Below are 21,987 nucleotides of genomic sequence, written 5' to 3' on the forward strand. Positions count from 1 at the left end.
AGGGGTATTGCCTAACCTGCAAGGTCGATCAGTCGATTTCCTCGATCCAGAGCTGCTGGACCGCCTCAAGGACCTTCTCGCCACAACGGCCAGCGGTACTGTCGAAGTCAGGAAGCTCCATGATCCAACGCTGCAGATCGACGAAATTGACAGCCATCGGGTTCACGTCCGGCTTCGCTTCGGCCAATTCCTCAGCGATGCGTTGTACATCATTCCAACCATAGCTCATGACAGTGTCACCATCAGTGCGGCGCTTCGGCCGCATGGTTAAGCGAATATTTCGGGATTTCGACGGTCAGGTCTTCCGTACCGACGATAGCCTGGCAACCCAGGCGCGATTGCGCCTCAAGTCCCCAGGCACGATCGAGGAAATCTTCTTCCAGTTCGTCCGCTTCTTCCAGCGAATCGAAGCCCTCACGAATGATGCAATGGCAGGTCGTGCAGGCGCAGACACCGCCACAGGCGCTTTCCATCTCGATATGGTGCTCGTGGGCCAGCTCAAGGATAGACGTCCCAGGCTCAGCCTCCACTACCATGCCCTCGGGGCAGAACTTCTCGTGGGGCAAAAAAATCACCTGCGGCATCAATTACTCCTCGATTTCATTCAGGTTACGCCCCGCCAGGGCGGCTTTGACCGTTGAATCCAGGCGGCGGGCGGCAAAGGCATCGGTGACGCTGGACAGACGCTTGGTCTGCTGCTCGATGGCATAGCCATCGGTGCCTTTGATCAGTTCGGACAATTCCTGCACCTGCATTTCGATGACCATCCGCTCTTCGGCGTCCAGCAGACGGTCGCCGTCGGCCTCCAGGGCACCCTGCACGGCCTCGATCAGGCGCTGGGCGTCGACCTGCTGCTCGCGCAAGACGCGGGCCACCTTGTCATCGCCGGCATACTGGAAGGAATCCTTGAGCATCCGGGCAATCTCGCCGTCGGTCAGGCCGTAGGATGGCTTGACCTGAATGCTCGCCTCGACGCCGGAAGCCAGTTCGCGGGCGGAAACATTGAGCAAACCATCGGCATCGACCTGAAAGGTCACGCGGATCTTCGCCGCACCGGCGACCATCGCCGGAATGCCGCGCAATTCGAAACGCGCCAGGGAACGGCAGTCGCTGATCAGTTCACGCTCGCCTTGCAGCACGTGAATCATCATGGCCGACTGGCCGTCTTTATAAGTAGTGAAATCCTGGGCACGGGCAACGGGGATCGTGGTGTTGCGCGGGATCACCTTCTCCATCAAGCCACCCATGGTTTCCAGGCCCAGGGACAACGGAATCACGTCGAGCAACAACAATTCGCCGCCGTCGCGCTTGTTGCCGGCCAGGGTATCGGCCTGGATCGCGGCGCCAATGGCGACCACCTGGTCCGGGTCGATTTCGGTCAGCGGTTGGCGACCGAAGGCCTCGGCCACGGCTTCGCGAACCCGAGGCACGCGGGTCGAACCGCCGACCATGACCACGGCCTTGACGTCTTCGAGCTCCACACCGGAATCACGCACGGCGCGGCGGCAGGCCTTGAGGCTGCGGGCGACCATCGGCTCGATCAGTGCATCGAAGGCTTCACGGCTCAGCGAGGCTTTCCATTCGCCGTAGACCACTTCAACGCTCGCCGCATCGGTCAAAGCTTCCTTGGCGGCGCAGGCGGTTTGCAGCAGATGGCGTTGTGCGCCCGGATCGAGGTCAGCGGACAGGCCCGCTTGCTCGATGATCCAGCCGGCGATGGCGTGGTCGAAGTCGTCACCGCCCAGGGCGCTGTCGCCGCCGGTGGCCAGGACCTCAAAAACCCCGCCGGTCAGGCGCAGGATAGAAATATCGAAGGTGCCACCGCCCAGGTCATAGATGGCGACCAGGCCTTCGGCGTGCTGGTCCAGACCGTAGGCCACCGCCGCAGCGGTCGGCTCGTTGAGCAAACGCAGCACGTTCAGGCCGGCCAGCTTGGCCGCGTCCTTGGTGGCTTGGCGCTGGGCGTCGTCGAAATAGGCCGGGACGGTGATGACCGCACCCACCAGCTCACCACCCAATGCGGCCTCGGCGCGCTGGCGCAGCACCTTGAGGATGTCCGCGGAGACTTCCACCGGGCTTTTCGGGCCCTGTACGGTCTCGATGAACGGCATGTGGGATTCGCCACCGACGAAGCGGTACGGCAGCTGGTCGCCCAATTGCTTGACGTCGGACAGACCACGACCCATCAAGCGCTTGACCGAGACAATGGTGTTCAGCGGATCGGTGGCGGCGGCCAGCTTGGCCGACTCGCCAACTTCGACGCGGTCGGCGTGGTAGCGCACGGCAGACGGCAGGATCACCCGCCCCTGCTCATCGGCCAGCGGTTCGGAGAGACCGCTGCGCAAGGCAGCGACCAGGGAATTGGTAGTACCCAAGTCGATTCCCACCGCCAGGCGACGCTGGTGGGGTTGTGGACTTTGGCCGGGTTCGGCGATCTGCAGTAGGGCCATCGTAATCAGGTCTTATCTGTAATCAGGCGTGCGACCGGAGCGGCACTGGGTTAATCGTCGAGGCGCTCTTCGAGCTGGCGCACTTCGTAAGTGAGCTTGTCGAGGAACTGCATGCGCCGCATCAGGCGTTCAGCCTGTTCGCGTTGCGCGGCATCGTTCCAACAGGCTGCGAAGCTGTCGTTCAGTTGCTGCTGGGCGTCTTTCAGGCGGCGCTTGAAGGCGGCAACACCGGCCAGGTCGGCACTGTCCTGCAGGTCTTCGAGTTCTTCGCGCCATTGCATCTGCTGCAAGAGAAACTCGGGATCGTGGACGGTGACTTCCAGGGGCAGCTCGTGGCCGCTGATGGCGAGCAGGTATCGCGCGCGCTTGGCCGGGTGCTTGAGCGTCTGGTAGGCCTCATTGAGGTTCGCCGACTGCTCCAGCGCCCGCCGCTGCTCGGCCTCGGAGGCATCAGCGAAACGGTCCGGATGAACACCACGGGCCAGTTCCAGGTATCGCGCGGACAACTGATCGAGATCCAGCTGGAAAGCAGGCTGCAACTGGAATAACGCAAAATGACAAGGAGTACCCACGAGCCGCCTCAGATGTTGAAGCTTTCGCCGCAGCCACATTCACCGCGCACGTTGGGGTTGTTGAACTTGAAGCCTTCGTTCAACCCTTCCTTGACGAAATCCAGCTCAGTGCCGTCCAGGTACGTCAGGCTTTTCGGGTCGATGATCACTTTCTGACCATGACTCTCGAATACCTGATCGTCCTCTCCCACTTCGTCGACGAACTCCAGCACGTAGGCAAGGCCAGAGCAGCCCGTGGTGCGAACACCCAGGCGGATACCCTCGCCCTTGCCGCGGCCCGCGAGGGACCGCTGCACATGTTTAGCTGCCGCTTCTGTCATCTGGATAGCCATGCAAACTCCTTACCGGTGCGCGGATCAGATCAAGCCTTTCTTCTGCTTGTAATCGCGAACGGCGGCCTTGATGGCGTCTTCGGCGAGTACCGAGCAGTGGATCTTCACTGGCGGCAGGGCCAGTTCTTCGGCCAGCTGGGTGTTCTTGATGGTTTCGGCTTCATCGAGGGTCTTGCCTTTCATCCACTCGGTAGCCAGGGAGCTGGACGCGATGGCCGAGCCGCAGCCGTAGGTCTTGAACTTGGCATCTTCGATAATGCCTTGCTCGTTGACCTTGATCTGCAGGCGCATCACGTCGCCGCACGCCGGGGCGCCGACCATGCCGGTGCCGACATCAGGATCCTGCGCGTCCATCTTGCCGACGTTGCGCGGGTTCTCGTAGTGGTCGATGACCTTTTCGCTATATGCCATTTGCTTCAATCCTCATCAGTGAGTCGCTCTGGTGGCGACTTCTTCAGTGCGCCGCCCACTCGATCTTCGAGATGTCGACGCCGTCTTTGTACATGTCCCAGAGCGGCGACAGAGCGCGCAGCTTGGTCACGGCCTCGCAGACTTTCTGCGCGGCGTAATCGATTTCCTCTTCGGTGGTGAAGCGGCCGAAGGTGAAGCGGATCGAGCTATGGGCCAGTTCGTCGTTGCGGCCCAGGGCGCGCAGTACGTACGAAGGCTCAAGCGACGCCGAGGTGCACGCCGAACCGGACGACACGGCCAGATCCTTGAGCGCCATGATCAGCGACTCGCCTTCAACGTAGTTGAAGCTCAGGTTCAGGTTGTGCGGGACGCGGGCGGTCATGCTGCCGTTGACGTAGAGTTCTTCCAGGTGCTCGACCTGCTTGAAGAACCGGTCGCTCAGGGCCTTGATGCGCACGTTCTCGGCGGCCATGTCTTCCTTGGCAACACGGAACGCTTCGCCCATGCCGACGATCTGGTGGGTCGCCAGGGTGCCGGAACGCATGCCGCGCTCGTGACCGCCGCCGTGCATGGTCGCTTCAAGGCGAACACGTGGCTTGCGGCTCACGTACAGCGCGCCGATGCCTTTCGGGCCATAGGTCTTGTGGGCGGAGAACGACATCAGGTCGACTTTGAGCTTGGACAGGTCGATGTCGACCTTGCCGGTGGACTGGGCCGCGTCGACATGGAACAACACGCCCTTGGAGCGGGTCAGTTCGCCGATGGCCGCGATGTCGTTGACGGTGCCGATTTCGTTGTTCACGTGCATGATCGAAACCAGGATGGTGTCATCGCGCAGGGCGGCTTCAACCATGGCCGGGGTGATCAGGCCGTCTTCACCCGGCTCGATGTAGGTGACTTCGAAGCCTTCACGCTCCAGTTGGCGCGTGGTGTCCAGGACCGCTTTGTGCTCGATCTTGGAGGTGATCAGGTGCTTGCCCTTGGTGTGGTAGAAATGCGCGACACCCTTGATGGCCAGGTTGTCGGACTCGGTGGCACCGGAGGTCCAGACGATTTCACGTGGGTCGGCGTTGACCAGGTCAGCCACTTGGCGACGGGCATTCTCGACCGACTCTTCGGCCTTCCAGCCGAACACGTGGGAGCGGGACGCCGGGTTACCGAAGTTTCCGTCGACCAGCAGGCACTCACTCATTTTTTGCGCAACACGCGGATCAACCGGGGTGGTCGCAGAGTAATCAAGGTAAATCGGCAATTTCATGGACTCTCTCCTAAATCAGGCTGGCTGGCGTTCCGCTTGCTCTGCGGCGGTCATTCGACGGCGGACGCTTCAATCTTGTCCAGGTGCGGCGCCTTGCCATTGCAACGGCGCTGGTCCTGACGCTGGGCTACTTCTTGCACCTCACGGCGGGTGACAAGGTCAGCCAAGCTGATACCGCTTAGAAATTCGTGGATCTGCAAGCTCAGGTCGCACCACAAGTGGTGGGTCAGGCAAGTATCGCCGCCATGGCAGTCGCCAAGGCCCTGGCATTTGGTCGCATCGACCGATTCGTTCACCGCATCGATCACCTGGGCGACCTGGATGCCCTGCATGTTACGGGACAGCTGATAGCCGCCGCCGGGACCGCGGACACTGGAAACCAGGTTGCTGCGGCGCAGCTTGGCGAACAGTTGCTCGAGATAAGACAGGGAAATGCCCTGGCGCTCGGAGATATCGGCCAGGGACACCGGCCCGTGCTGCGCGTGCAATGCCAGATCCAGCATCGCGGTCACGGCGTATCGGCCTTTTGTAGTCAGTCGCATGGACAATTACCACGGAGTTCGGAATGGGGGCGAGTATGCAATTCCCGAGTATTTAAGTCAAGTATAAGACCTAGTGGGTTACTCGGGTTTACCCGCGAAAGAGCGGGCGCATGATAGCAAAGGCTTGGCGGGCAGGACCAGTGATACTGCGTTATCGTTCTTCGCGAGCAAGCCCGCTCCCACATTGGATCACCGGTGCACACACAATCGGCGCATTAAGGGGATCAAAATGTGGGAGCGGGCTTGCTCGCGAAGAAGCCAGCTCGGTCTAGCTGGCTTGACTCTGATCTTTATCCTTCACACACGCAAAATCCTCTTCGCGCAGTTCAGGCAGTTCCTTGGCGCAGTAATTACTGCCCAGGTCTTTCAGGGCACCGCACATCCCCTCCAGGCGTCCATCGACGGCTTGCAGGTGATCGAGCAGCTGATTGATGGCGCGGGCCACCGGGTCGGGCATGTCTTCGCCGACACCGTAGGCATCGAAGCCGATCTTCTCGGCCATGGCCTTGCGGCGGGCGTCCTGCTCGTCATCGGACTTGACGATGATCCGCCCAGGAATGCCGACCACCGTCGCGCCCGGCGGCACAGCCTTGGTAACCACGGCGTTGGAGCCGACTTTCGCCCCCGCCCCGACCGTGAACGGCCCGAGCACCTTGGCGCCCGCACCCACCACCACACCATCTTCCAGCGTCGGGTGGCGCTTGCCCTTGTTCCAACTGGTGCCGCCAAGGGTCACGCCCTGGTACAGCGTCACGTCGTCGCCGATCTCGGCGGTTTCACCGATGACGATACCCATGCCGTGATCGATGAAGAACCGGCGGCCGACCTTGGCGCCCGGATGGATCTCGATCCCGGTCAGCCAGCGGCCGAAGTTCGAGACCAGACGCGCCAGCCATTTCCAGCCCATGTTCCACAAGGCGCCGGACAGGCGATGGATCCAGATGGCGTGCATCCCCGGGTAGCAGGTCAGCACTTCAAAGGCATTGCGCGCCGCCGGGTCACGATGGAAAACGCTTTGGATATCTTCACGCAAACGTTCGAACATTTTATTTCTTCCGCTTAATCAGCTCGCCACGGGCCGCTTTCTGGGTTTCCGTGAGGATGCCGCGCAATATATTCATCTCCGCCCGGCTGACCGAGCTTCGTCCGTACAACCGACGCAGGCGCGCCATCAAGTGTCGCGGTTTCTCCGGGTCCAGGAACTCGATGTCCACCAGGGTCTGCTCCAGGTGTTCAAAGTATCGTTCCAGCTCGTCCATGGTCGCCAGTGTCTCACTGCGCGGCGACGTCACCTCGGTTTTTTCGACCTTGCTAGGCTTGCCTTCGGCAGCCAGCCAGGCCATGCGCACTTCATAGCTCAACACCTGCACCGCGGCCCCGAGGTTCAAGGAGCTGAACCCGGGGTCGGAGGGGATATGCACGTGAAAGTGACATCGGTGCAGCTCTTCATTGGTCAGGCCGGAGTCTTCACGACCGAACACCAGGGCGATTTCAGAACCTTGCGCGGCTTCCTCGACCACTTTGGTCCCGCATTCGCGGGGATCGAGCAACGGCCAGGGAATACGACGGTCGCGGGCGCTGGTGCCGAGCACCAGATTGCAGCCCACCAAGGCGTCTTCCAGGGTCGCGACGACTTGCGCGTTGGCCAGGATGTCACCGGCGCCGGACGCCCGGGCGTCGGCTTCGTGATGAGGGAACAGCCGCGGCTCGACCAGCACCAGGCGCGACAGGCCCATGTTCTTCATGGCCCGCGCAGCTCCGCCGATGTTACCCGGATGGCTGGTATTGACCAGGACGACACGAATGTTCTGCAACAAGGGAGGCGCTCTCGAACACGATAAAGGGAGCAAATCTTACATAAGCACCTACCGTTAAGCTATGAAAGCGAACAGCAACCTTCTCCTGTGAAAACTTTCTGATAGAATACGCGGCTTTCTTTAACAACCTTAGGTGACACATCCATGCAGCCCATGCTGAATATCGCGCTGCGCGCCGCCCGCAGCGCCAGTGAACTGATCTTCCGCTCCATCGAGCGCCTGGATACCATCAAGGTCGATGAAAAAGACGCCAAGGACTACGTGTCCGAGGTCGATCGCGCCGCCGAACAGAAAATCGTCGACGCCCTGCGCAAGGCTTACCCGAACCACTCCATCCTCGGTGAAGAGACCGGCATGCACGCCGGCACTGGCATCGAAGGCGAAGAGTACCTGTGGATCATCGATCCACTGGACGGCACCACCAACTTCCTGCGCGGCATCCCTCACTTCGCTGTCAGCATCGCCTGCAAATACCGTGGTCGCCTGGAACATGCCGTCGTGCTGGACCCGGTTCGCCAGGAAGAATTCACCGCCAGCCGTGGCCGTGGCGCCCAACTGAACGGTCGTCGCCTGCGCGTCAGCGGCCGCACCAGCCTGGACGGCGCCCTGCTGGGTACCGGCTTCCCGTTCCGTGACGACCAGATGGACAACCTGGACAACTACCTGGGCATGTTCCGCGCCCTGGTCGGCCAGACCGCCGGCATCCGCCGCGCCGGCGCTGCGAGCCTGGACCTGGCTTATGTGGCGGCGGGTCGTTTCGATGCGTTCTGGGAGTCGGGCCTGTCCGAATGGGACATGGCCGCAGGCGCCTTGCTGATCCAGGAAGCCGGCGGCCTGGTCAGCGACTTCACTGGCGGCCATGACTTCCTTGAGAAGGGTCATATCGTTGCCGGCAACACCAAATGCTTCAAGGCTGTGCTGACCGCCATCCAGCCACACCTGCCGGCTTCGCTGAAGCGCTAAGCGCCCGGTTATGGGAAAAGCACCTTTCGGGGTGCTTTTTTTGTGCCCGGATTTTGTAGCCAACCACCAACCCCGTGGGAGCGAGCCTGCTCGCGATTCGATGGCACATCCAACATTGGTGCAAGCTGATTCACCGCTATCGCGAGCAAGCTCGCTCCCACAGGGGGCTTGGGTTGGGCATGGCATTTGTGGGTGTTGAAGATCCAGCGTGGGAGCGGGCTTGCTCGCGAAAGCGGTGGGTCAGTCGATATGTATTTTGAATGTCAGTCCGCATTCGCGAGCAAGCCCGCTCCCACAGAAAACTTGGGACGGACACAAGATTTATGTCCACCAAGCCTCCCCTGTGGGGGCGAGCGTACTCGCGATTCGGTGGCACATTCAGTATTGATGCAAGTTGACCCCACCGCTGTCGCGAGCAGGCTCGCTCCCACAGGGGTTTAGTGGTGAGTGCAGGAATCCAGGTATAAAAAAAGCACCCCTGAGGGTGCTTTTTCATATCGCGGGGATCACTGCGCCGGTTCGTTCTGGCCCAGGATCAGTTGGCCTTCCTTGCTCACCGGGATCTGGTTGCCCGGGTCGCGGTCCATGCGGACTTTGCCTTCTTTGCCGTCGAGCATGTAGCGTACGTCGTAGCCAACCACCTTGTCGCTGATGTCGTTGACGGTGTTGCAGCGAGTTTGGGTGGTGGTGTAGGTGTCGCGTTCCTGCATGCCTTCCTGAATCTTGTTACCTGCATAACCACCACCGGCCGCACCGGCCACTGTGGCGATTTTCTTGCCAGTGCCGCCGCCGACCTGGTTACCGAGCAGGCCACCCGCCAAGGCGCCGATCACGGTGCCGGCGATCTGGTGTTGATCCTGGACCGGTTTCTGCCGGGTCACGGTGACATCCTTGCACACTTCACGCGGGGTCTTGATTTGTGTCTTGACCGGTTCCACAGCCAACACTTGCGCATACTCAGGACCACTTTTCACCAAGCTGTAGGTGGCGACCGCACCACCGGCAGTTACACCGACAGCACCCAATACCGCACCAACCAGCATCGATTTGTTCACTTGAACCTCCTGGCCATCACAAGCGGAATAATCCGCGCTTCTCCCAGCCTTGGAGCATAAAAAAAGGCGCGAGTTCAACTCGCGCCTTTCGAGGGGTGACGGGCGGGAAGCCTAACCTTACGGACGGTCGTCCACCTGGGTTTCGGTGGCCGCTGAAGGAATCAGATCCTCGGTGCTCAGGTTTAGCCAGATCAGCACCACGTTGGCGATGTAGATCGACGAGTAGGTACCCGCCAACACACCGACGAACAGCGCGATGGAGAAACCAAACAGGTTGTCGCCGCCAAAGAACAGCAGCGCAGCAATCGCCAGCAAGGTGGAGATCGATGTCGCCATGGTCCGCAGCAGGGTCTGGGTGGTCGAGATGTTGATGTTCTCGATCAACGAAGCCTTGCGCAGCACCCGGAAGTTCTCACGCACCCGGTCGAATACGACGATGGTGTCGTTGAGCGAGTAGCCGATGATGGCCAGCACCGCCGCCAACACCGTCAGGTCGAAGGTGATCTGGAAGAACGACAGGATACCCACGGTCACGATCACGTCGTGGATCAGCGAGACAATCGCACCCACCGCGAACTTCCACTGGAAGCGAAAAGCCAGGTAGATCAGGATGCCGCCCAGCGCCATGAGCATGCCGAGGCCACCCTGGTCGCGCAGCTCTTCACCCACTTGCGGGCCGACGAACTCGACGCGCTTGACCTGCGCCGGGTTGTCGCCACCGGCTTTCTGCAAGGCCTCGGCAACCTGGTGACCCAGTTGCGGGTCTTCGCCCGGCATGCGCACCAGCAGGTCGGTGGTTGCACCGAAGCTCTGCACGATGGCCTCGTGATAACCGGACGTCGCCAGTTGCTCACGCACCTTGGTGACGTCGGCCGGACGCTCGTAGGTCAGCTCGATGAGCGTACCGCCGGTGAAGTCCAGGCCGTAGTTCAGGCCCTTGTGGAACCAGCTGAACAACGCCAGTACGGTAAGGAACAATGTGACGCCGAACGCAACGTTGCGAACGCCCATGAAGTTGATTGTACGTAACATGGCAGCCCCTTAAATCCACAACTTCTTGAAGTCACGACCGCCAAAGATCAGGTTGACCATTGCGCGGGTCACCATGATGGCCGTGAACATCGAGGTAAAGATCCCGAGGGACATGGTCACTGCGAAGCCCTTCACCGGGCCGGTGCCCATGGCGAAGAGAATCCCGCCGACCAGCAACGTGGTCAGGTTGGCGTCGAGAATCGCGGTGAATGCCCGGCCGAAGCCTTCGTTGATTGCCCGCTGGATCGACATGCCCGCGGCGATCTCTTCACGGATCCGCGAGAAGATCAGCACGTTGGCGTCCACCGCCATACCCATGGTCAATACGATACCGGCGATACCCGGCAGGGTCAGCGTGGCCCCCAGCAGCGACATAAGCGCCAGCAGCATCACCATGTTCACCGCCAGCGCGACGGTGGCGATGACGCCGAAGAAGCGATAGATGGCGATGATGAACAGCGACACGAACAGCATGCCCCACAGCGAAGCGTCGATGCCCTTGGTGATGTTGTCGGCACCCAGGCTCGGGCCGATGGTGCGCTCTTCAGCGAAGTACATCGGTGCGGCCAGACCACCGGCACGCAGCAGCAGGGCCAGCTCGGAAGATTCGCCCTGACCGTTCAGGCCGGTGATGCGGAACTGGCTGCCCAGTGGCGACTGGATGGTCGCCAGACTGATGATCTTCTTCTCCTCCTTGAAGGTCTGCACCGGCACGTCTTTCTCGACGCCGTTGACCACTTGCCTGGTGTAGGTGGTGGTCGGCTTCTGCTCGATGAAGATCACCGCCATGCTGCGACCGACGTTGCTGCGCGTAGCGCGGCTCATCAGTTCGCCGCCGTGACCGTCGAGGTGGATGTTCACCTGTGGACGACCGTGCTCGTCGAAGCTCGCCTGGGCGTCGGTGACCTGGTCACCGGTGATGATCAGGCCACGCTCGATCTGCGCCGCCGGACGATTGCCCTCACGGAACTCGAAGCTCTCGGAAGTCGCCTTGGAAGCCCCCGGTTCGGCCGCGAGGCGGAACTCCAGGTTGGCGGTCTTGCCGAGGATACGCTTGGCTTCGGCGGTGTCTTGCACGCCCGGCAGCTCGACCACGATGCGGTTGGCGCCCTGGCGCTGCACGATCGGCTCGGCCACACCCAGCTCGTTGACGCGGTTACGGACCGTGGTCAAGTTCTGCTTGATGGAGTATTCGCGGATTTCCGCCAGCTTGGCCGGGGTCATCGCCAGACGCAGCACCGCCTGACCATTGAGGTCGGCCGGCACGATGTCGAAATCGTTGAAGGTCTTGCGGATCAGTGCACGGGCCTGCTCGCGGGTATCTTCATCGCTGAAGCCCAGCTGAATGGCACCGTTGAAGGCCGGCAGGCTGCGGTAGCGCACGCGCTCTTTGCGCAACAGGCTCTTGACGTCGCCTTCGTAGACTTTCATGCGCGCGTCGAGGGCTTTGTCCATGTCCACTTCCAACAGGAAGTGCACACCACCGGACAAATCCAGGCCGAGTTTCATCGGGTGCGCGCCGAATTTGCGCAGCCATTGCGGGGTGGTCTGGGCCAGGTTCAAGGCTACAACGTAATCGTCGCCCATGGCCTTGCGTACCACGTCCTTGGCCGGCAGTTGGTCTTCAGCCTTGACCAGGCGCAACAGGCCGCCCTTGCCGTTTTCGGCGATGGACGCCGCCTTGACTTCGATTCCGGAAGCCTTGAGCGCAGCGCTCGCACGGTCCAGATCCGCCTGGGTGACCTGCAAGGCAGTGCTTGCGCCACTGACCTGGATGGCCGGGTCATCCGGGTAGAGATTGGGAGCGGAATAAATCAGACCGACCGCCAGCACCGCCAGGATCAGTACATATTTCCACAGAGGGTATTTGTTCAGCATCACGCCGCCCGCTTATGACGCGGGGCGCCTTGCGCGCCCCGTCGATTGAAGAGAAGTTGAAAACCTTAGATCGCTTTCAGCGTGCCCTTTGGCAGCGTGGCCGCGATAGCGCCCTTCTGGAACTTCATTTCAACAGTGTCGGACACTTCCAGAACCACGAAATCGTCCGCCACTTTGGTGATCTTGCCAGCGATGCCGCCGGTGGTGACCACTTCGTCGCCCTTCTGCAGGTTGCTCAGCAGGTTCTTCTGCTCTTTGGCGCGCTTGGCCTGTGGACGCCAGATCATCAGGTAGAAGATGACCAGGAAGCCGACCAGGAAAATCCACTCGAAACCGCCACCCATAGGGCCGGCAGCAGCAGGTGCAGCCGCGTCAGCCATGGCGTTAGAGATAAAAAAGCTCATTTAGCACTCCAGTTGCAAGTATTGAATCTTAGGATCGGAAAACTCAGTCCAAGGGCGGTACAGGCAACCCGCGCTTGGCATAGAAGGCCTCGACGAAGGCGGCCAATGTACCCTGTTGAATAGCCTCGCGCAAACCAGCCATAAGTACCTGGTAATGACGCAAATTGTGGATCGTATTCAACATGCTACCGAGCATTTCGCCGCACTTGTCCAAATGATGCAGATAAGCGCGGGAGAAGTTCTGGCACGTGTAGCAGTCGCAGGTCGGATCCAGCGGCGAATCATCATGGCGATGGAACGCGTTACGGATCTTCAGCACACCCGTGTCGATAAACAGATGCCCATTGCGGGCATTACGGGTTGGCATCACGCAATCGAACATGTCCACCCCGCGGCGCACACCCTCAACCAGATCTTCCGGTTTGCCAACGCCCATAAGGTAACGAGGTTTGTCAGCGGGCATCTGGCCCGGCAGATAATCCAGCACCTTGATCATTTCGTGCTTGGGCTCGCCCACCGACAGGCCGCCAATCGCCAGGCCGTCGAAGCCGATCTTGTCCAGGCCTTCGAGCGAGCGCATGCGCAGGTCCTGGTGCATGCCACCCTGGACGATGCCGAACAGCGCGGCGGTGTTGTCGCCATGAGCGTTCTTCGAGCGCTGGGCCCAGCGCAACGACAGCTCCATGGACACCCGCGCCACGTCTTCATCGGCCGGGTACGGCGTGCATTCGTCGAAGATCATCACGATGTCCGAGCCCAGGTCGCGCTGGACCTGCATCGACTCTTCCGGGCCCATGAACACCTTGGAGCCGTCCACCGGCGAGGCGAAGGTCACGCCCTCCTCCTTGATCTTGCGCATGGCGCCCAGGCTGAACACCTGGAAGCCGCCGGAGTCGGTCAGAATCGGGCCTTTCCACTGCATGAAATCGTGCAGGTCGCCGTGGGCCTTGATCACTTCCATGCCCGGACGCAGCCACAAGTGGAAGGTGTTGCCCAGGATGATTTCCGCGCCGATGGCCTCGATGTCCCGTGGCAGCATGCCCTTGACCGTACCGTAAGTGCCCACCGGCATGAACGCAGGGGTTTCCACCGTACCGCGCGGGAAGGTCAGACGACCGCGACGAGCCTTGCCATCGGTGGCGAGCAACTCGAAGGACATGCGACAGGTGCGACTCATACTGTTTCCTCGGGTCCGCGTGGCGCGGGGTTACGGGTGATGAACATCGCATCACCGTAGCTGAAAAAGCGGTATCCATGCTCGACGGCGGCCTTGTAGGCGGCCATGGCTTCGGGATAACCGGCGAACGCCGAAACCAGCATCAACAGCGTGGATTCAGGCAAATGGAAATTGGTGACCAGGGCATCGACTACATGAAACGGCCGGCCCGGGTAAATGAAGATATCGGTGTCGCCACTGAACGGCTTGAGCACGCCGTCACGGGCGGCGCTTTCCAGGGAACGTACGCTGGTGGTCCCCACCGCCACCACGCGACCACCGCGGGCGCGACAGGCCGCCACCGCATCGACCACTTCCTGGCTGACTTCCAGCCATTCGCTGTGCATGTGGTGGTCTTCGATGCGCTCGACCCGCACCGGCTGGAACGTCCCGGCGCCGACGTGCAGCGTCACGAAGGTGGTCTCGACGCCCTTGGCGGCAATCGCCTCCAGCAACGGCTGATCGAAATGCAGCCCCGCCGTCGGCGCCGCCACCGCCCCCAGGCGCTCGGCGTACACGGTCTGGTAACGCTCGCGGTCCGAACCTTCGTCCGGGCGATCTATATAAGGAGGCAACGGCATGTGCCCGACGCGGTCGAGCAGCGGCAATACTTCCTCGGCAAACTTCAGCTCAAACAACGCATCATGCCGCGCCACCATCACCGCCTCGCCCCCGCCGTCGATCAAGATCGACGAACCCGGCTTGGGCGACTTGCTGGAGCGCACATGGGCCAGCACGCGATGACTGTCCAGCACCCGCTCCACCAGAATCTCCAGCTTGCCGCCGGAGGCCTTCTGGCCAAACAACCGCGCCGGAATCACCCGGGTATTGTTGAACACCATCAAATCGCCCGGGCGCAAATGCTCAAGCAAATCAGTGAATTGACGGTGAGCCATGGCACCGCTGACCCCGTCCAGGGTCAACAGTCGACTGGCGCGACGCTCCGCCAGAGGGTGGCGAGCGATCAGCGAATCAGGGAGTTCGAAGGTAAAGTCAGCAACACGCATGATGGGGTTCGTCTAGCAGGGCCGGAAAGTCTAGCGGAAATATCAAAAATTGACCATGAAACGTGATTGACCAACGGTAGTCACCTCTCTATACTTCGCCGCCATTGAGCCCTGATGGCGGAATTGGTAGACGCGGCGGATTCAAAATCCGTTTTCGAAAGGAGTGGGAGTTCGAGTCTCCCTCGGGGCACCAAAATTAAGAAAGGTCTTGCTTTGCAAGGCCTTTTTTTTCGCCCGCAGGAAAGTGATTGGCCATGACCCAAGCAAATCTCAGCCAATCCCCAACCCCTTTGTGGCGAGGGGATTCATCCCCGCTGGGCCGCGAAGCGGCCCCAAATACCGAACCCGTGACAAGGAAGAATCCGTGGCTAGTGAGAACCTGCCGCTAGTGAAAACCTGTGGCTAGTGAGAAACCGTGGCGAGGGAGCTTGCTCCCGCTTGAGCGCAAAGCGCTCACAAAAACACCACTGCCCCCACCGATGCTCCGCCTTGCGACACCCAGTTAACCCACCGCCCCTCCTCTCCCGCTGACAAAGGACTTCACCCCATGGAATTGCTACTGGAAACAGTCGCTCTTTACTCCCTCAAACTGGCTTATGAAACAGAGGCCCACAGTCCGATCCTGCGGGATGATCCGTTGATGGGCGGATGTGATCGGGAGGTGTTTGGGTTGTTGATTCGGCGAGGGGATGTGAGTGGGATTCAGGGTGAGATTGGTCGATGCTTGGATTTGGCGTTGGCGGCGGTTGGTGGGGTGGATACGGTGCTTGGCTGTGAGCTGCATCGTTTAGCAAAGAATTTTGGTGCTGCAGAGACGACGGACGGGCTTTATGCTCAAGCTATCCTTCTGAAGGATTATCTGCGGGATGTTCTTTGAGCAGGACATGACATATCTATTTACGCTGACTGGTCAGACAGGAGGGAATCATGATCGACTTTAAAATGGCTGAAGCGGCCGCCCGCAATGGCTTCGATGATTTTGTAAAGGGAGCCAGCAACATAGTTCTGGAGGAGATTGTCATTTCAGATGACAATTCACGGTATGAGGTTACCTTTAGCTACGATGTCGACCGAACCCCTTCATCGCTCACAGAAACTCGCACTAGAACGCCGCTATTTGAATTAGCCACTGTTCTGGGCAAGCGGAAAGAGTACAAGACTTTTTTAGTTTCATCTAAAGATGGAGCGCTCAAAGGTTTTAAGCGTTACAAAGGCCAATAACATGGCAAAAAGTAAAAAAGGATCAGCACCTAATTACAAAAGAGACATAATTATCGACACCAATCTTTTGCTGCTGCTGATAATTGGCAGCGTAGAAGAAGGCAGGTTCATCTCTAGTTCGAAGAGACTGAAAGACTTTAGCGTTGGCGACTATGATTTGTTGCTTAAAGCCATCAAACCGTTTGGAGAGGGTTACACAACGAAATACATTGCCGCAGAGGTCTCCAACCTTCTAGATTTAAAAGGTTATGCACAAGAGAAAGCCTTTGAAATTGCCAGAACCATTTTTGGAACATTCAAAGAGATAGACTCCAATCTCAACGACGATTTGCACAATCCTTACTTCCCACAATTTGGATTGACTGACTCGAAACTGATAGAGCTATCATCCACTCATTTGATATTCACCGCCGACGACCGGCTATCCCCTCTATTATGGGGATCTGGCGAGGGAAACGTTTACTCACTAGCGATGATAAGAGCACTTGCGTCTTAGGGTCGAGCAGGCGCTCCGCCTTTGATGATTCACAAATAATCAGGCCGCTTTCCACGCTCTCACCTACGAAACCACGGAATGGCAAAAGAATTGAAGGACTCAAACTGATGTCGATTTCGACAGGCGACTTTTTCTATCCTTACGTAAAATTTTTCCACGGCGCCGCCTACAACCTACACCAAATCCTGGAAGGCCTCGACGTCGTATCATCGACCTTCAACGGGCGTGACGACGCCGGAAAATTCATCGGAACCTACTGGTCCCCAGATGAAGCCATGGTGATCACGCTTGGCTATCTGATGATGCTGTCCACTCTGCTGATTCCCTTGCTGGCAGCAGCGGCCTATACGGTGGGCAAGAAGCGAGGCGTGTTCATTTTCTTCGCGCTGTTGCTCCTGCCGGGTGCGTTGAACTGCCTGGGCCTTTTTCCCAACATCAATTACCTACCCATACGCTACACCATCAACGGCGTTGGAAAGCTGGGCAGCGAAGTCGGTCTGATTCCCCTGTTGATGCTTTGCGCCCTCACCGGGTGGGGTCTCATGGTTCTTATCTATGACAACCTCAACCTCACCGAACGCTTCCGACAGCTATACGATCACTTCTGGTTTCCGCTGGCATTGGTCGCGGCGGTGTTCTTTGTGGCGGACAACGGCGCCAATGAAGACGCTGCATTGCTGAAGGAGGCAACAGCGAGCATCCAGGACGCCAGCGCGTTCCTGCTAAGTCAAATCAAGCGCTACGATGATTACTGCAAGGCTAACGGCCTGGATAAACTGAAGTCGTGCCAATGGAGCAGCGATTCGCAGTGGACCTTTACTCACATCAAGGAAGGTGAAGCCAGCTACTTCATGGATTACGCACCGGACGACTCCAAAGGGTTCTATGCCGCGAATAGAAAAACCATAAGCGATGAGGACGTGATCGCCATTCGCAAAGAGATCAACGACTACAACCTACGGTTGTGCCCCGTGAAGTACTTTTCCAATGTCATCTCGCGCTCTTCTCCACTCTCCAGCACCTGCGAGTACGTCCCCCGTGGCTATTGCTCGGTCAATCCTGATGGTCCAGCGGGTCTTGTGGATAAAAATATCAGCAGTCACACCGTCGCCTTGGCCAGCGAATGCATCGTTCCCTGGCTCGCCGGTGCCAAGCCTTCCTTGAAGCAGTTGTCGGCGCTAGTCAGCCAACATGACAAGGCCAAAAATCATCGTTGGCTGTATTTCCTTGCTGTCGCCGTAGCGGTCGGAGCAAAAGTGGCGCTTGCTACTACCAAGTTATGTTTGATTGATGCACGGCCTGCGGCTGATAGGCGTCGAGTTTTAAGGGTTGCACGGCAAAGGCTGGGGCAGTGCGTTCGTGCCCTGAGGCGCCTGTTGGTTGGTTTCGGTCAATTGGCATGGTTTGCTGCGATACGCGTATTCCAGCTGCTCAAACGCGGATAACACTGCGGGGCGAACAATCTGCTTAGACGCGCTGGGCGGCGGGAGTGCTGCAAAAAGCGAATCTACATAGCGAAGAAGCCAAGCTAGCTTCAACCAACGAAAATAAATCCGTCCTCTTTTTATTCTGTCAGTTCAAGCGCTTAGCCGCTAAGGAAGTGCCATTCAATTCAGTCCCCTTTTTCTTGTTATTGGATCATCGACTGGCAAAAAAGCTAATGATACGCATGGAAGCTTTTACTAGATTGACGCAATCAACGCCATCTTAATTTCGTTTACAGCATATGGGAGCTGCTTCGCCACAGACAAATCAATAGCACGCGGTGCAATTCTGGAAAATTTATCCTCATCGAAGAAATGAGAACCCGTTAGTTTTGCTCTAGCCAACAAGATCGCATAAGCAAAATAACCGTAGGCATGAATTTTTTCAAGCTGTTGCAAAGCCACGTCAGTAAAACCACTAAGCATTTTTAACCCCAATTCAACCTCCCCGATTTTCAAAGCAACCGTTGCGTAATTTGACTTATATATAATTTTAGACGAATCTTTATTTATGGCTTCCTGATGGTACTCCAGAGCTTTTTGATCAAGCCCCAAATTACCAGCTATTAGCCCTCCAATATTAAATATAGACGCAGAGTCGACACCCAATTTTATTAGGCGATTGAAATCCGCATAAGCAACATCGTACGATTGCAATTTTCGCAGCTCCTGAAGCGTCTTCATGGCAACAGTTAAGCTAAAGTGACACGTCAAACTATCTTTTCCTCTCGCGAACTCCGACGCAGAAAATCGCGCCAACTCTATTGCACCTTTTGGATCGAGGACAACACCCTCACTTTCTTGAATTTCTTGAATATCTACAGAACAAAAAATACCCACTGCAACTTCTAGCGCAGGAAACTCCATTGAAATCTCTTTGGCAAATTCAGATATCACTGATTCACTATACGACTCATCGACACCTACAATACATATTGACCCGCTATCTAATACCGCTACAACATTATCGCTTGCAAATGAAACCTGCGCTCCTCTGTACAACCTTGCTAATGCTTTATTAAGAGCTGCCGTACCATACTTTCGCAAATACTCAGTCTCACGCGTGAATCTTACAACTACAGCAAAAGGGGGTTCGGAATCATCGGATTTTTTTTCCACAAACTCTTGCAGAGTATGTATATCAGCACTTTTCAATGACTCAGGACCGTACGGTAAATACTTGGAAGTATTAGGAAGTAGATGCCCGATACTTCCTGCCGGAATAGCCTCTAAATGCGATCCCACTTCAAGCTCAGCCTTTAAATTCTCAGATACGTCAACGAACGCAAAAGATATTTCAGGCTGAGTATTAAAAACGACTATTCTGCTACTTTCGACTCGCGGATATACCCCGAGCGTCCGCGTGGTTCGCCCGTCATTTACAAGAAATTTTTTCTTCCCTGTAAACGTAGGATGATAAACCTTAAACTCTTGCCCTATGCTAACACCAACATTAGAACCTATATCAATCGCAACCACCCCTGTTTTAAAGTCATGCTCAACAACCCTTCCGCAACTAGACAAAATTTCATCATAAAATATAACTTGATTCCGCCCAGCTGCTTTAGCTCGATAGAGGGCCGTATCGGCCAAGTCCAATAGTCCAGCGGATACATCTTCCCCGGTATCTTTCTGAATGATACTAGTATGAAGTGCAACTCCGATACTTGTTGAAACCCCACGATCTGGAATAGGAGGCGGAGTAAGTGCGGACAAGTTATCTTTCTTGCAAAGCCATTGCCATTCCACATCAGTTGGAAGCACATCATCACATATGCAAGCTCTAAATTGATTCGCCCACATTGAGAATTGATCTTTAGTCGCACTTGCCACCATTACAATAAGAAATTCCTCACCAGAGGGATGACCGATATAAATCGTAGCTTCTGACGTGATATCCTCTATACGCGACGCACACGACTCAAGGCGCTTGCCAAAAATTTTCAGCACCTGATCACCATATAAATGCCCCCAAGTATCATTTACTTGTTTGAAATAGTCTATATCCAGAGCCATTACAGCCAATATTTTTGGCAGCTCACTTTCTTGGGCTTCAAAACTTGATAATGAAGCGCCTTCAGTTTTAATCAATAATCCTCTTAAAATTTCTCTAAAGGCATCTTTCGCGAGCAAATGCGTCAAAGAATGATGTGACACTCTATAAGCATTAGAAGCACCTTCTTGGATTTTCTCTATTATGCTTCTGAATTTTTTCCGAGTTTCGGAACGTGGCGTTTTCTTAAACGTCAGGGATACAACTGCATCATAATCTCTAAGATAGTACCTTGCAGTTAAGCTGCCTGCAGTATGATAAGCAACTTTTTCACCTTTAGAACGATCTAATCCTTGAACGACCGCCCCCGTTACAGCCCCGCCTTCTAGCTCCCGCCACTGGTCCTGTTCTTCATAATATATAGCACACTTAACAGAATACTGAGAAAGCTCTTTCACCAACTCTGATTTTAGAGACTTTAACTTATCTAACTTCATGCCATCACCTTTAACAGACTGCCCACGCACCTAATTTTTAGAGACAACCTTACTAGACATCACGCAAAAGAAGAATTTATTTAATTATAGCCACTTCAACTTTCTTGCAAAAAACCACATACGGGGAGTACTTGGGGTCATGGATGTTTGGGCTAGGCATAGGGAGCCAAATTGGTCCTCAAAAAAACTAGCCAAGGGGAGAATGAACGCAGCGATACCCGACGTGACCAAAAGTCGACGCCATGTCTTGCCAGCAGTGGGAGCGGAGACGGCTATTGCGAGTGCAAGAATCCATGTTACGAAGAAAACAATTGCGCCAGCCCCTCCACCAGCTCTTGGTGATGCAGCCACGGCAATGTCCACAACTGTCGAAACAAGAATGGCTAATATCAACCCCGCGACCAACCCTGCAAGAATATTCATCCTGAACTCCTGTCTGCACCGCGCCGAATATGATCGACTGAGGTATAGCAGCAAAAAGCCACTGCTGCCCTGCGAACATCTGTCACACCTCAGCTAGCAGGAAAAAAGCTCGCATGGATGAAGAATGCGGACCTTTGAGTCCTCAGGCTTGCTGAAGCACTCAACCTCCCTCGGATACAAAAAAGGCCTTGCTGGGCAAGACCTTTTTTAATCCGGGCGGCACGTAGCTCTGCCGCCCTATCTCACCTCAACAATATCCAACGCCCGATTCGCCATCAGCTCACTCAGCTCAATAACCTGCTGAATCCCCAACGCCATACGCCGTCGCGATCCATCCAGATCGGACGCCAGATCACCAATCATGGCATTGGCCGAAGCCAGGTTCTCACTGAGACCGGCAAGCAAACACTCAGAATCCACATCAGCCGCGATGCGAAAAATAGTGTTGGGATTGTCAGACGTTTCTTTCTGAGGCTTGGGTTTGAGGTAGAAGTCCAACGCTCGCGTGGCTGCGTCGTCGAGTTCTTTTTTCCTGGCGGACTGGACGCGGGATACGGAGTCGTCTGTCCCTGGGGGATTTGGAGTAACTTTGCCATCTACTTAGGTTCCTGTAGGTGAGGCTGAAACCTCCTCGCGACTAAACGAGGGGGCGGCAGCTGTACGCAGGTTAGTCGACCGGTGAACCTAAGAATCCCGGCGCGCCCGAGGGCGCCCTGCGCACAGCCACCATCGATACAGGAACAGCAAAGCCTGACGGACAGGGGCGTGATACGCCTTAGGTTGAGACGGGCGACTAAACCCGATCACTGATGAGCAGTGACAGGACTCAAACTACCGACGCAGCCCAGGGCGCACAAGCCGGCGGATTCTGGCGTAGTTGTAGGCAAAGGCGCAAGGCGATGTCGGGCGATAAGGCGAAAGCCGGATCGACGCGGA

Annotated in this window: 23 protein-coding genes, 1 tRNA gene and 1 pseudogene; 6 read left to right on the top strand and 19 right to left on the bottom strand. The window is 57.1% G+C overall.

All coding sequences use genetic code 11. The features are described from left to right. Window positions 1-28: 28 nt before the first annotated feature. The 10 genes from iscX to trmJ form a co-directional block, all read right to left on the bottom strand. Window positions 29-229 (bottom strand): Fe-S cluster assembly protein IscX, encoded by a 201-nt coding sequence (gene iscX / locus RGM2987_RS22075; RefSeq protein ID WP_245144938.1) that lies wholly within the window; start codon window positions 227-229, stop codon window positions 29-31. A gap of 13 nt (window positions 230-242) precedes the next feature. Beyond that, complete coding sequence (fdx, locus tag RGM2987_RS22080) at window positions 243-584, bottom strand: ISC system 2Fe-2S type ferredoxin (protein WP_214380818.1); 342 nt, start codon at window positions 582-584, stop codon at window positions 243-245. A gap of 3 nt (window positions 585-587) precedes the next feature. Next, entirely contained in the window at window positions 588-2,450 is a 1,863-nt protein-coding gene (hscA, locus tag RGM2987_RS22085) for a Fe-S protein assembly chaperone HscA (RefSeq protein WP_245144939.1), read from the bottom strand. 50 nt (window positions 2,451-2,500) lie between these two features. Beyond that, window positions 2,501-3,022 (bottom strand): co-chaperone HscB, encoded by a 522-nt coding sequence (gene hscB, locus RGM2987_RS22090; protein ID WP_245144940.1) that lies wholly within the window; start codon window positions 3,020-3,022, stop codon window positions 2,501-2,503. An 8-nt stretch (window positions 3,023-3,030) separates the two neighbouring features. Beyond that, window positions 3,031-3,354: an iron-sulfur cluster assembly protein IscA gene (gene iscA / locus RGM2987_RS22095; RefSeq protein WP_030139597.1), complete on the bottom strand. Its 324-nt coding sequence runs from the start codon at window positions 3,352-3,354 to the stop codon at window positions 3,031-3,033. 24 nt (window positions 3,355-3,378) lie between these two features. After that, a complete protein-coding gene (iscU, locus tag RGM2987_RS22100) occupies window positions 3,379-3,765 on the bottom strand; it encodes a Fe-S cluster assembly scaffold IscU (RefSeq protein ID WP_003185157.1) in 387 nt (128 codons plus the stop codon). A 43-nt stretch (window positions 3,766-3,808) separates the two neighbouring features. Beyond that, window positions 3,809-5,023 (bottom strand): IscS subfamily cysteine desulfurase, encoded by a 1,215-nt coding sequence (locus RGM2987_RS22105; RefSeq protein ID WP_030139598.1) that lies wholly within the window; start codon window positions 5,021-5,023, stop codon window positions 3,809-3,811. Between the two features lie 50 nt (window positions 5,024-5,073). Further along, complete coding sequence (gene iscR / locus RGM2987_RS22110; protein ID WP_245144941.1) at window positions 5,074-5,565, bottom strand: Fe-S cluster assembly transcriptional regulator IscR; 492 nt, start codon at window positions 5,563-5,565, stop codon at window positions 5,074-5,076. Window positions 5,566-5,833: 268 nt separating this feature from the next. Further along, complete coding sequence (gene cysE, locus RGM2987_RS22115) at window positions 5,834-6,610, bottom strand: serine O-acetyltransferase (protein WP_245144942.1); 777 nt, start codon at window positions 6,608-6,610, stop codon at window positions 5,834-5,836. A gap of 1 nt (window position 6,611) precedes the next feature. Then, window positions 6,612-7,382, bottom strand: coding sequence for a tRNA (cytosine(32)/uridine(32)-2'-O)-methyltransferase TrmJ (gene trmJ, locus RGM2987_RS22120; RefSeq protein ID WP_245144943.1), 771 nt, complete (start codon window positions 7,380-7,382; stop codon window positions 6,612-6,614). 144 nt (window positions 7,383-7,526) lie between these two features. On the opposite strand from trmJ, the gene suhB reads away from it, so the two are divergent. Continuing rightward, entirely contained in the window at window positions 7,527-8,345 is an 819-nt protein-coding gene (gene suhB / locus RGM2987_RS22125; RefSeq protein ID WP_003185165.1) for an inositol-phosphate phosphatase, read from the top strand. Window positions 8,346-8,851: 506 nt separating this feature from the next. Here the strand turns inward: suhB and RGM2987_RS22130 are convergent. From RGM2987_RS22130 to queA, 6 genes are all read right to left on the bottom strand, one after another. Next, a complete protein-coding gene (locus tag RGM2987_RS22130; protein WP_042728003.1) occupies window positions 8,852-9,400 on the bottom strand; it encodes a glycine zipper 2TM domain-containing protein in 549 nt (182 codons plus the stop codon). Window positions 9,401-9,517: 117 nt separating this feature from the next. After that, on the bottom strand, window positions 9,518-10,432 hold the full coding sequence (gene secF, locus RGM2987_RS22135) for a protein translocase subunit SecF (RefSeq protein WP_245144944.1): 915 nt from the start codon (window positions 10,430-10,432) through the stop codon (window positions 9,518-9,520). 9 nt (window positions 10,433-10,441) lie between these two features. Further along, window positions 10,442-12,310, bottom strand: a complete 1,869-nt coding sequence (secD, locus tag RGM2987_RS22140) for a protein translocase subunit SecD (protein ID WP_245144945.1) — start codon at window positions 12,308-12,310, stop codon at window positions 10,442-10,444. Window positions 12,311-12,375: 65 nt separating this feature from the next. Beyond that, window positions 12,376-12,714: a preprotein translocase subunit YajC gene (yajC, locus tag RGM2987_RS22145; RefSeq protein WP_003197982.1), complete on the bottom strand. Its 339-nt coding sequence runs from the start codon at window positions 12,712-12,714 to the stop codon at window positions 12,376-12,378. A gap of 43 nt (window positions 12,715-12,757) precedes the next feature. Next, on the bottom strand, window positions 12,758-13,873 hold the full coding sequence (gene tgt / locus RGM2987_RS22150; RefSeq protein WP_245145019.1) for a tRNA guanosine(34) transglycosylase Tgt: 1,116 nt from the start codon (window positions 13,871-13,873) through the stop codon (window positions 12,758-12,760). Window positions 13,874-13,887: 14 nt separating this feature from the next. Further along, the gene (gene queA / locus RGM2987_RS22155; RefSeq protein ID WP_245144946.1) at window positions 13,888-14,937 is read right to left on the bottom strand and encodes a tRNA preQ1(34) S-adenosylmethionine ribosyltransferase-isomerase QueA; all 1,050 of its coding nucleotides are present in this window, start codon (window positions 14,935-14,937) and stop codon (window positions 13,888-13,890) included. A 108-nt stretch (window positions 14,938-15,045) separates the two neighbouring features. On the opposite strand from queA, the gene RGM2987_RS22160 reads away from it, so the two are divergent. The 5 genes from RGM2987_RS22160 to RGM2987_RS22180 all read left to right on the top strand — a co-directional run bounded on the left by RGM2987_RS22160 (window position 15,046) and on the right by RGM2987_RS22180 (window position 18,099). Continuing rightward, window positions 15,046-15,130 (top strand) — tRNA-Leu (locus RGM2987_RS22160). A 354-nt stretch (window positions 15,131-15,484) separates the two neighbouring features. Then, window positions 15,485-15,814, top strand: a complete 330-nt coding sequence (locus RGM2987_RS22165) for a hypothetical protein (protein ID WP_245144947.1) — start codon at window positions 15,485-15,487, stop codon at window positions 15,812-15,814. A gap of 50 nt (window positions 15,815-15,864) precedes the next feature. Further along, the gene (locus tag RGM2987_RS22170) at window positions 15,865-16,158 is read left to right on the top strand and encodes a hypothetical protein (protein ID WP_245144948.1); all 294 of its coding nucleotides are present in this window, start codon (window positions 15,865-15,867) and stop codon (window positions 16,156-16,158) included. Between the two features lies 1 nt (window position 16,159). After that, window positions 16,160-16,654, top strand: a complete 495-nt coding sequence (locus tag RGM2987_RS22175; RefSeq protein ID WP_245144949.1) for a hypothetical protein — start codon at window positions 16,160-16,162, stop codon at window positions 16,652-16,654. Between the two features lie 107 nt (window positions 16,655-16,761). Next, window positions 16,762-18,099 (top strand): hypothetical protein, encoded by a 1,338-nt coding sequence (locus RGM2987_RS22180; RefSeq protein ID WP_245144950.1) that lies wholly within the window; start codon window positions 16,762-16,764, stop codon window positions 18,097-18,099. A 237-nt stretch (window positions 18,100-18,336) separates the two neighbouring features. On the opposite strand, the gene RGM2987_RS22185 is transcribed toward RGM2987_RS22180, so the two are convergent. From RGM2987_RS22185 to RGM2987_RS22195, 3 genes and pseudogenes are all read right to left on the bottom strand, one after another. After that, window positions 18,337-20,628 carry a GGDEF domain-containing protein gene (locus RGM2987_RS22185; RefSeq protein WP_245144951.1) on the bottom strand — a complete coding sequence of 764 codons (2,292 nt, stop codon included), beginning with the start codon at window positions 20,626-20,628 and terminating at the stop codon, window positions 18,337-18,339. Between the two features lie 84 nt (window positions 20,629-20,712). Further along, complete coding sequence (locus tag RGM2987_RS22190) at window positions 20,713-21,051, bottom strand: hypothetical protein (RefSeq protein WP_245144952.1); 339 nt, start codon at window positions 21,049-21,051, stop codon at window positions 20,713-20,715. Window positions 21,052-21,288: 237 nt separating this feature from the next. Beyond that, window positions 21,289-21,642: pseudogene (locus RGM2987_RS22195) on the bottom strand (DUF6124 family protein); the annotation flags it as partial. Between the last annotated feature and the right edge of the window lie 345 nt (window positions 21,643-21,987).

It is taken from the genome of Pseudomonas sp. RGM2987, from assembly GCF_022952855.1.
Taxonomy (GTDB): domain Bacteria; phylum Pseudomonadota; class Gammaproteobacteria; order Pseudomonadales; family Pseudomonadaceae; genus Aquipseudomonas.